The organism is Helicobacter pylori, assembly GCF_014496485.1.
In the GTDB taxonomy this organism is placed as follows: Bacteria; Campylobacterota; Campylobacteria; order Campylobacterales; family Helicobacteraceae; genus Helicobacter; species Helicobacter pylori_DD.
Map to the genome: position 1 here is coordinate 1 of NZ_JACTAX010000026.1, position 2,047 is coordinate 2,047.

Annotated in this window: 1 protein-coding gene; it reads right to left on the reverse strand. The window is 35.7% G+C overall.

All coding sequences use genetic code 11. The features are described from left to right. Positions 1 to 1,541, reverse strand: a 1,541-nt coding sequence (locus tag IC572_RS07640; RefSeq protein ID WP_187855763.1) for a replication initiation protein, incomplete at its 3' end; no start/stop codon positions are given. Between the last annotated feature and the right edge of the window lie 506 nt (positions 1,542 to 2,047).

Genomic DNA, 2,047 nt, shown 5'->3' on the forward strand with positions numbered 1-2,047 from the left:
CTGTAGTATTTCTTGAACCAATTCTTCAAATGTTTCTCATTTTTAGCGATGAAAGGTTTGAGCAGTTTCTCAGGCTTGTCCACATCTTGGATTGAGATTTGGATTTGATTGTCATTCAATTTGACAATGTTAGTGATTTTCAAGTAGCTTGTTATCCCATCAGGGAATTGATCCACATTGAAGTTAGTGATGTTAATCGTTTTGCCGATGTATTGTGCAAATTCCTTGATAGGTTCATTCGTGATGGGGTGGATGCTAGGCGTGAAGGTTTCAATTTCTTGCAACAGATTGTCTTTTTTGAAAGTGAAGCCTTTAGTGACATACAAAAATTCTAAAGCGTATCGTTTGTCAGATACAGGGAATTTTTGTGGTTCGCTTTTTCGGTTGGGGAAAGAAATATGCATGAAGAATTGGTTTTTTTCTTTAGCGATGTTTTCAACTTTTAAGATAACCCCATTAGGGTTTTCAAAAAGAGAGCCGATCAAACTTTTCAGATCCATTTCCCTAACTTCTAGGGTTTCTTTAGAGCGTTTTAACATGCCTTGTCTTTTGATGTCCCATGCTATGAGCTTGATGTCCCTTTTAGCGCGTTGCTTGTCGGCTTGTTTTTGTTTCTTGGTTTCGCCCTGTGGCAATTGCTCAAAATAAAAATCAATGTGGGTTACCTTGCGCTTGTCATGGCTTTTGCGTTCTTTTTTGTAGCTCAAGTGTTCAAAGGGATAGATTTTTCTGAGTTCTTTGAGGCTTGGAGTTAAGACTTTTTGATCGATGTTTTCCATTTTGTAATCTTTTGGAATGTCTAAAAGCTCCCTGAATTGACCCCATTCCACGCTTAAAATCCCTGTGCTTTTGTATTGCTTGAGCAAGCGATAGAGCGTTTTAGCGTATTTGCCCCTCACTCTTTGGAATTCTAAGAGATTGAAAGAAGTGTATTGACCGCCCATTCCTAGATTGTTGAGCAGATAGTTATAACCTGTGTTGAGCTGAATATCCATATACAAAAATTCTCTTGTTTCTTTATCGCTTACGATTTCACAAACTTGAAAAAGCATATAATTTTTTTCAGAAACGCATTCTCTACCATTCACTATAATGTCTCTAACTTCCCAAAAATCAGCGGTTTTTATTTTATTCCACATGCTTCTAGCGGTTCTTGTAAGATTATCATAGGATATTTTAATGCCCAACATTCTCCTTAAATCTTGCGGTTCAAAACGAATGAGGGTATTCCCTTGATCTTTGAGCTTTTGAAAAATAGCGAATAAAAGATTGGCTTCCCTTTCGCTCAATTTCCCTAGATTGACCTTATTAGCGTTATTGTGGTAGGTGATATAGGTTTTATCTTTAGTGGTGCTAACCACTAAATTTTTGCATGGTGTAGGGGTGGTTTGTGACTCTTTGAGTGGTGTGGGTTTTTCTTTTAGAGTGGGTTCTAGTTCTTCTTTTTTGATTTCATGCTTTGATAGTAATTCTTTGATTGTTTGTGGGAGTGCATCTAATATTTTTAACGCTTTTTGTAAATCTAATTGATCAAATTCCACTCTATACTCCTCTTTTGGTGTATAATAAGTGTGATCGTATCAGTATGCTTATAACGAGCCAACCCCCATAAACAAGGGATTAGACCACAAATAAGCCTAATATAGCAATTGTGCGAGAATTACTAATACTAGAACTAATACGACAAATATTTTCACATTGATACCTCCTAACGAGGTGTCGCCCTCTCTATCCTCCAACCCACTAACTCAACAAAGTCAAGCTAATTTCTCCAAATTTTGTCGCACATAGGAAATACCGCTGTGAAAGCATCTTCACACGCTGTTATTATAGCTAAAAATTGTTAATATTATAACTATTTTATAAAAGTTATACTATTTTTAGAAAAAAACCACTCATATACAGCAAAAACCTGCCTATTTTTCTCATTTTAAAATGAAAAATGAGAGATTTTTTAGTTAAAGTAACAAGAAGTTCTGTTATCAGTAACAAGAAGTTCTGTTATCAGTAACAAGAAGTTCTGTTATCAGTAACAAGAAGTTCTGTT